The sequence below is a fragment of the Actinocrinis sp. genome (assembly GCF_035946395.1).
Lineage (GTDB): Bacteria > Actinomycetota > Actinomycetes > Streptomycetales > Catenulisporaceae > Actinocrinis.
On the sequence record NZ_DASYZI010000428.1, the window covers coordinates 1 to 8,073 of the forward strand.

At 69.2% G+C, this 8,073-nt stretch carries 7 protein-coding genes and 1 pseudogene; 2 read left to right on the top strand and 6 right to left on the bottom strand.

All coding sequences use genetic code 11. The features are described 5' to 3' along the window. The 6 genes and pseudogenes from VGS97_RS29700 to VGS97_RS27005 all read right to left on the bottom strand — a co-directional run. On the bottom strand, positions 1–169 hold a 169-nt coding region (locus tag VGS97_RS29700), incomplete at its 3' end, for a type II toxin-antitoxin system prevent-host-death family antitoxin (protein ID WP_414641847.1). Positions 170–458: 289 nt separating this feature from the next. Then, a pseudogene (gene mshC, locus VGS97_RS26985) lies at positions 459–1,667 on the bottom strand (cysteine--1-D-myo-inosityl 2-amino-2-deoxy-alpha-D-glucopyranoside ligase); the annotation flags it as partial. A 68-nt stretch (positions 1,668–1,735) separates the two neighbouring features. Further along, positions 1,736–2,578, bottom strand: coding sequence for an SCO1664 family protein (locus VGS97_RS26990; RefSeq protein WP_326856479.1), 843 nt, complete (start codon positions 2,576–2,578; stop codon positions 1,736–1,738). Beyond that, complete coding sequence (locus VGS97_RS26995; protein WP_326856480.1) at positions 2,575–3,150, bottom strand: DUF3090 family protein; 576 nt, start codon at positions 3,148–3,150, stop codon at positions 2,575–2,577. Before VGS97_RS26995 ends, VGS97_RS26990 begins: the two co-directional genes overlap by 4 nt. A 156-nt stretch (positions 3,151–3,306) precedes the next feature. Beyond that, on the bottom strand, positions 3,307–4,014 hold the full coding sequence (locus VGS97_RS27000) for an MSMEG_4193 family putative phosphomutase (RefSeq protein WP_326856481.1): 708 nt from the start codon (positions 4,012–4,014) through the stop codon (positions 3,307–3,309). 61 nt (positions 4,015–4,075) lie between these two features. After that, positions 4,076–5,125 carry an LLM class F420-dependent oxidoreductase gene (locus VGS97_RS27005; protein ID WP_326856482.1) on the bottom strand — a complete coding sequence of 350 codons (1,050 nt, stop codon included), beginning with the start codon at positions 5,123–5,125 and terminating at the stop codon, positions 4,076–4,078. A gap of 200 nt (positions 5,126–5,325) precedes the next feature. Between VGS97_RS27005 and VGS97_RS27010 the strand changes: the two genes are divergently transcribed. Both VGS97_RS27010 and VGS97_RS27015 read left to right on the top strand, forming a co-directional pair. Then, on the top strand, positions 5,326–6,300 hold the full coding sequence (locus VGS97_RS27010; RefSeq protein ID WP_326856483.1) for an aldo/keto reductase: 975 nt from the start codon (positions 5,326–5,328) through the stop codon (positions 6,298–6,300). Between the two features lie 6 nt (positions 6,301–6,306). Beyond that, the coding region (locus tag VGS97_RS27015) for a helix-hairpin-helix domain-containing protein (protein ID WP_326856484.1) at positions 6,307–8,073 on the top strand (1,767 nt) is incomplete at its 3' end.

Consider the following 8,073-nt stretch of genomic DNA (forward strand, 5'->3'; position numbering starts at 1 on the left):
CCTCCCCGTGCTTGGTGACGAACTGCGGGCCCTCTGACTGGACGGACCGGATCAGCTCACTGAATCGCTGCTTGGCCTCCTGGATCTGCCAGTGCGCGTCTTCCTTGGTGGCGGCCATCGCGTTCCTCCCGAATCCGTCCCATCCCTTGACTAGACAGACTAGACACATTCACGAGCGACACGCAAGACGCCTCGGGTAAGTGTGATGATCAGGCCGCTTACAAGCTATAAGGCGGTATCAACCGTCAAGGCAAGATCGGCTACAAGGCGATGCCGAGGAGGGCATCCACGGCACGCGAGACCAAGCCCGGGGCGGCGGGGTCGGCGACGACATCCGTGCCGGTCACGCCCGCATCGTGGCGAGCCGATCCGGTCAAACCGTTCGGGTCACCTGCGCCATCGGCGTCCGCACCGTCACTGTCCGAGCTGGCACTGTCCGGGCCGGTCAGAGCGTTCACGCCGCCCGTGCCGTCGGCATCCGCACCATTATGGGCTGATCGGCCCAGCACGGCGTCGGCCCAGGCATCGACTGCCGCCAGCGCGCCAGGGGTGTCCAAGTCGTCCGCCAGCCGTTCGCGCAGTTGCGCGAGCAGGGCGTCGGCCGCGAGCGCGTCCGGGCGGGACACGGCGGCGCGCCAGCGCGCCAGGCGCTGCTCCGCAGCCGCGAGGTCGGCGGGAAACCACTCCCAGTCGCTGCGGTAGTGGTGCGCGAGGAGCGCCAGCCGGATCGCCATCGGCTCGTGGCCGGTGGCGCGCAGCTTCGACACGAAGACCAGGTTCCCCTTGGACTTCGACATCTTCTCCCCGTGCAGCGCGACCATCCCGGCGTGCGCGTAGATCTTGGCGAACGGTCGATGCCCGGTCAGCACCTGCGCCTCGGCCGCGCCCATCTCGTGATGCGGGAAGACCAGGTCCGAGCCGCCGCCCTGCACGTCGATCCCGCTGCCGAGGTACTCCAGCGCGATGGCGGCGCACTCGATGTGCCAGCCGGGACGGCCCGCGCCGAGCGACGTCTGCCAGGACGGTTCGCCAGGCCGCTCGGCAAGCCACAGCAGACAGTCCAGTGGGTGCCGTTTGCCCGGCCGGTCGGGGTCGCCGCCACGCTCCGCGAAGAGCTTTTCCTGCATGGCGGAGTCGAGACCTGAGATCGAGCCGAAGCCGGGGTCACTGTGCACGTTGAAGTACACGTCATCGTCCACGCGGTACGCAGCGCCGCTCTCCAGAAGGCGCTCGACGAGCGTGACGACGAGCGGGATCGCCTCAACCGCACCGACGTACCGATACGGGGCCAGGATGCGTAGCGCCGTCATGTCCTCGCGGAACAGCGCCGTTTCCTTCAGCGCGAGGACTTCCCAGTCCTCACCGATCTTTGCGGCCCGTTCCAGGAGCGGGTCATCGATGTCAGTGACGTTCTGGACGTAGCGCACCTCGTGCCCGGCGTCTCGCCACACTCGATTGACGAGGTCAAAGGCGGTGTACGTCGCAGCATGGCCCAGATGGGTCGCGTCGTAAGGAGTGATTCCGCAAACGTAGATGAGGGCCGGTTCACCGTCTTGCGGGCTTCTCGCCGGAGTGGGGACCAGCTCGCCGGTGGACGTGTCGTAGAGGCGGAGAGTTTCGCCACGTCCGGGCAGCTTAGGCGGATTGCTCGTCGGCCATGCATCCATGCGCAACACTGTACGGTCTGCCCGCGATCAAGCGTGAACGCTTCAGATGAACGCCTCAGTCGGACACGTCAGATGAGCGGCCATGGAACCGGACGCTGGCGACCCGCCGGCTTCGGGAAGCGCCCGGCGGCGAGCAGTGCACTGATTCGGGCGTGCAGGGCGGCGGTCTCCGGCTCGGTGAGGAGCTCGGCGACGCGGTCGGCGAGCGCATCGTCGGCTCGCAGCCGCTTGAGATCGGCGATCTCGGCGTCATTCAGCGGCCTGTCGGCAAAGCCCCACAGCACGGTGCGCAGCTTGTCGTCGGTGTGGAAGGTGACGCCGTGGTCTATCGCGTAGACGTACCCGTCAGCGGTGGGCAGGACGTGCCCGCCCTTCCGGTCGGCATTGTTGATAATGACGTCGAACAGCGCGATTCTGCGCAGTTCGTCGTTGTCCTGATGGGACAGAATGCCCTGTTCGCCGTTGGTCAGGCTGACCGACATGATCGGGCACCAGCCGTCCAGATCGTCGCCTCGGGCGTTCATCGGCAGGACGGCGAGTAGCTGCGTCTTCTCGTCGACGTCGATCCAGCGCTGGCACATACCCGGGCCGAACGGACCGTCACGCAGGATGGTTTCGGGCACGAGATCCCAGCCGAGCGCCACGCTTACCTCGTAAGCGGCGACCTCACGCGCGGCGAGGGTGCCGTCAGGGAAGTCCCAGAGCGGGTTTTCGCCAGCGATCGGCTTGTACACGCAGGTGACGGAACTCTGCCCGTTGCCATTGTCGGCCCCGTTACCGTCTCGGTTGTTATCCCCATCGCTGCCACTGTCACTGTCACCGAGAACTGCGACACAGTAGAGAGTGGCGTTCGAGGCGTCGGTCAGACGCCCTTCGACCTTCAGTTCGCCCTTACGCAGCGCGTCGGTCACGCCGCGGTCCGCCGCCGGTAGCCGTTCTGGCGCGGGCACACGTGCCCCTCGGGGTCGAGCGGCAGATCGCACAGCGGGCAGGGCGGGCGGCCGGCGGAGACGACGGCTTGGGCGCGGGCCGCGAACGCCCGCGCCTGACCGCCGGTCAGCCGCACACGCAGCACGTCAGGCGCCTCGGCGGTCTGATCGTCGGACAGCGGCTCGGCGGGGTTCTCGTCCTCCGTGATCGCACCGGCCTCGATCACGATCTTGCCGCGCGGCTCGTCCCAGGCCAGCGCGAGCGAGCCGACCCGGAACTCCTCAAGGATCGGCTGCTCCAGCGGGTCGTTGTCGGTCAGATCCGTGGGCGTGGCGGCAGGCACGGCGGTGACGCCGCCGGTGCGGCGCACGATCTCGTCGAGCAGTTCCTCAAGCCGCTCGGCGAGCAGCGCCACCTGCTCCTTCTCCAGGCTGACCGAGGTCACCCGGCGGCCGGAGCGTGCCTGTAGGAAGAAGGACCGGGAACCGGGCTCACCAACGGTGCCGGCCACGAACCGTTCCGGCGGGTCGTAGACGAACAGGTGCCTCGGCACTGTGTCAGCCTCCCTCTCACTACACTACGTCTCTCGGTCATTGTTCCGGTTCCGGCCCGGTGAGGAGCGTCTATTCCGCGCCGCGAGTGACTGTTGGCCACTACTGTGACAGTGCACACGGCCGGGAGTTCACGTCGGGACCGAGCCTACGCGGTCTTAACCGGGTCCTGCTCCGCCGCCCACCTGCACATCGCCTTCTTCGGCGCGTGCACGTGCAGAGGTGCGCTTGGTGCGGCGCTTGGGAGGCTTGAGGCTGGCGGTCTCCCAACCGGTGTCATTCAACCGCAGGATGAACGGCCTGGTCTCGGTGTAATTGATTACGCTGACCGAGCACGGGTCGACCTGTAGCCGCTGAAACAGGTCAAGGTGCATGCCGAGCGCATCCGCGACGATGGCCTTGATGATGTCACCATGCGAGACGACGGCGTAAGTTGCGTCCCCGCCGAACTCCGCGTTCCATCGACGGATGGCGGTTACCGCACGCGCGGACATCGCCGCCATGGCTTCGCCACCGGGGAAGGCGGCTGCGGCCGGGTGGATCTGGACCGTCCGCCACAACGGTTCCTCGAACAGCGTCATGAGCTCTCGGCCGGACCAGTCCCCGTAGTCGCATTCGGTGAGCGACTCGTCGACGTGCAGCGGCGTGTCCTGACGGCCCGTGAGCAGCGCCTCAGCAGTCTGACGCGTGCGCTCCAGCGGGCTGCTGACCACGGCTGCCAGCGGCACCTCGGCCAATCGCTCGGCGAGCGCGGCGGCCTGAGCCCGCCCGCGCTCGTCGAGTTCGACGCCCGGCGTCCGCCCGGCCAGCACTCCTGAAGCGTTCGCGGTGGTGCGGCCGTGCCGGACCAGCAGGACAGTCGTCACCGCATCAATGTACCGGCCGGTTCGCTATGTGATCGAAATTGGAGTGATCACAAATTGGGGGCTATCCGTCGAGGCCGGCGGCGCGTAGGACGTCGATGGACGTGCGGAGGTCGGCAAGGCGTTGGTCGAGGTTCGTCGCGAACATGGAAAGACTCAGCGTCGTGACTCCTGCGGCGGCGTACTCCTTCATCCGCTCGGCGATTCGTTGCGGCGGGCCGATCAAACTGGTGGAGTCGATGAACTCGAAAGGCACGGCCGCAGCCGCGTTACGGTGATCCCTGGCCAGGTACAGATCCTGGACGCGTGCGGCGGCGTCGGCGTAGCCCATGCGGCAGGCGAGTTGATTGTAAAAGTTCTGCTCACGGCTGCCCATGCCGCCGATGTAGAGCGCCGCGTACCAGCGGATCTGATCGGCGGCGCGCTCCAGGTTATCGTCGATCACGACGGGCACGGTCGGCACGACGTCGAACCCGGACAGGTCCTTACCCACCTGTTTGCGGCCCGCCTCGATCGACGCGAGTTGTTCGCCTGCGTACTGCGGGGAGAGGAAGACCGCGAGCCAGCCGTCGGCGATTTCGCCGGTCAGCTCCAGGTTCTTCGGGCCGACCGCGGCGATGTAGATCGGGATGCGCTCGCGGATGGGACGGATGATCAGTTGGAGACTCTTGCCGGCGCCGCCGGGCAGCGGGAGCTTGAAGTGCTCGCCGTCGTAGGCGACGCGCTGACGGCTGAGGGCCAGTCGCACGATGTCGACGTACTCGCGGGTGCGCGCCAGCGGCGCCTTGAACGGGACGCCGTGCCAGCCCTCGGAGACCTGCGGCCCGGAGACGCCGAGCCCGAGACGGAAGCGGCCACCGGACAGCGAGTCGAGGGTGGCCGCGGTCATCGCGGTCAGCGTGGGGGTACGCGCCGGGATCGGGAAGATCGCGGAGCCGATGTCGATGCGCTCGGTCTGCGCGCCCACCCAGGCCAGGGTGGTCGCCGCGTCGGAGCCGTACGCCTCGGCGGTCCAGCAGACCGCGTAGCCCAGCCGGTCGGCCTCGCGGGCCAGAGCCAGGTTGTCGCCGTCGTTGCCCGAGCCCCAGTATCCGAGGTTCACGCCCAGCTTCATCGCCGCTCCGCTTCTCGTTTTCGCACAGTTCGCCGTCCCGCGATTCGTCGGCCTTCGCCCGGCAACACCCTACTCGGCGGTAATGAGCTCGTCGAGCATGCCGGGACGGTGCCGCCGAACGGACGATGGGCACAGTTTGTCCACAGCCGAACAGGTGAGAGGTCGGCGCGGGCCCGGTCCCAGCCACTACATTCACAGCTATGGAGCAGCGACATCTGGGGCGGACCGGGCTGCGCGTGTCCCGCCTGGGTCTCGGCACGATGACCTGGGGCCGGGACACCGACGAGGCGGACGCGGGCGACCAGCTCAAGGCCTTTCTCGACGCCGGGGGCACGCTGGTGGACACAGCCGACGTCTACTCCGACGGCGAGTCGGAGGCCTTGCTGGGGCGCCTGGTGGAGGGCATCCGATCTGATGTCGTGATCGCCACCAAGGCCGTGTCGGTGCCACACGACCCACGGCGCTTCGACGCCTCGCGTGGGCATCTGCTCGCGGCCCTGGATGCCTCGCTCACACGCCTGGGCACCGATTACGTGGACATCTGGCAACTGCACGCCTATGACGACAACACGCCGATCGAGGAGACGCTCTCTGCACTCGACGCGGCGGTTGCGTCGGGCAAGGCGAGATATGTCGGCGTGTCCAACTACTCTGGTTGGCAGTTGGCGGCGGCCTCCTCCTGGCAGCGGGCGGTGCCCGGGCGGGCTCCGATCGCGTCGGTGCAGATGGAGTACTCGCTGGTGCAGCGCGGAGTGGAGCGCGAGGTCGCCCCGGCCGCGCTGGCGCTGGGTATAGGGCTGCTGCCGTGGTCGCCGCTCGGCCGTGGCGTGCTGACCGGGAAGTACCGGACCGGCATCCCCTCGGATTCGCGGGGCGCTTCGGATCGGTACGGCGGCTTCGTCGGGCCGTACCTCGACGGCGCCGCGCGGCGGATCGTCGACGCCGTCGCCACTGCCTCGGACGGCCTCGGGGTCGCACCGGTGGAGGTGGCGCTCTCCTGGGTGCGTGACCGGCCCGGGGTGACGGCGCCCATCGTCGGGGCACGCACCGCGGCGCAGTTGCGCGGGGCGCTGGCAGCCGAGGATCTGGCGCTGCCTCAGACGATCCGCGAAGCGCTGGACGACGTATCGGCGCCGTATCTGGGATACCCGGATCACGGCTGGAACAGAGGGTAGGACGCGATGGACGAGGGGGGCCGGCCGCCGCATGAGTCCGACGGGCCCGACAATCCCGGCGAAGCGGGCCCTGGCACGACGGGCACTGCCAATACGGGCACTGGCGAAGTAGCCGCAACCGGTCGAGGGCGGCTGATCGCCTGGCTCGCGGCGGCGGGCGCACCGGTCGCGATGGCCGACCGGATCGAGCGGGCGCTAGGCGAGGATGCCGACGAACGCGTGGCGGCCGATCCCTGGTGCGTGCTCACGGTGCCCGGCGTCGCGCCGCAGGCCGCTGACGCGTTGGCCCGAGCCGCCCTGCCGCAGGCCGGGCCAGCCGATCCGCGTCGTTCCAGGGCGCTGGTCTCCTGGCTTCTGCGCCGCGCGGCCGCAGCCGGACACACGGTTCAGGGCGCTGACACGATCGCCGACGCGTTGGACAAGTTCGGCGTGTCCGACGCCACCGGGGCGATCGCCGACGCGATCGAGCACGGCGCGGCGCTGGCGTTCGCCGAACCCGTTTCGCTGCCGGAGGACGCGGACGAAGCGCAGATCGAGGAGTTCGAGCGGCTGGACGCCGCGGACGACGACGATCCGGCGGCGATGCTGACCAGCGGGCACACGCTGCTGGCCGTCGAGCGGTGGGCGTTCGCGGAGCAGTCGGCTGCGGAGGCCGCGCAGCGGCTGGCCGCCACACCCGAGGCGGTGGAGGCGAAGCAGGGCACGGATTCGGCCGACGCGTTGCTCGGCGCAGTCGCCGAGCACGGCCTGACCCTGGTGACCGGCACGAGCGCGGCACGACTGGCCGAGCTGGCAGAGGCGTTCCCTGCGGCACTGCTGACCTCGCCGTCGGCGGCCGGGTTACGCACGCTCGCAGCAGCCGGGGTGGACGCGGTCGACACGCGCGTGCTGGTCGGTGATCCGGGGCGTATCGAGGCTGCGGACGTTCTCGTCGTGGCGGACGCACAACTGCTCAGCCTGGAACTCGGCACCACGTTGCTTGAGTCGGCGCGCGACGGGGCGCACGTGGTGCTCGCAGGCGATCCCGCGACGCTCACGGGAACGGGTCCCGGCGCGCTGTTCCGAGACCTGCTGGAGATCGACGATCCCTCGTTCGGTGGCCGACTGCCTCGGGTCGAGCTCAAGCATCGCCCGACCGGCCCGCTCAGCTCCCTCGCGGACGCGGTGCGTTACGGCGGACTGCCGCCACAGGAGCTGTTGCTCGGCCCTGACGGCACTTCGAAGGAGGTGGTGATCGTCCCGGTGCGTGAGGCGGGCGCGGCGGTACATCGCGCGGTGCAGGTCGCCGCCGACTCGATCCCACGCGCCTTCAACCTGAGCGGCAGTCAGGTGCAGGTCGTCGCGGTGGATGCGGAGTCCGCCGCCGGTACCGGAACGCTCAACGCAGCGCTCAAATCCCGTTTCAATCCCGGCCCCGGCACGTGTGTCGGCTTCGACGCGGGCGATCGCGTCATCGTGACCGCGCCGCTGCCGGATCGCGGGCTGTCGGGCGGCGAGACGGGGACGGTGAGCCGGGCGGACGCGGAAGGCTTGACAGTCGCCTGGGACAAGCCGCACGACGCCCGAAACGTGCCGGTCGCGACGGATGAGGCCGGTGAGGCGGGTGAGGATGGCTCGGCGGACGCCTTCACGGCTGCGCAGGCTCGGGTGCTGCGGCACGCGTGGGCGGTGACCATCGCCGAGGCGCAGGGCGGGCGGTGGCCCGCCGTAGTGGCGGTCCTCGACGGGGAATCGGCGCCGAGGCTCACGCGCGCTCTGGTCCTGGGTGCGATC

Excerpts from the sequence above, each read along its gene's own strand:
- VGS97_RS27005 (WP_326856482.1), bottom strand. The coding sequence starts at position 5,125 with ATGAAGCTGGGCGTGAACCTCGGATACTGGGGCTCGGGCAACGACGGC.
- VGS97_RS27010 (WP_326856483.1), top strand. The coding sequence starts at position 5,326 with ATGGAGCAGCGACATCTGGGGCGGACCGGGCTGCGCGTGTCCCGCCTG.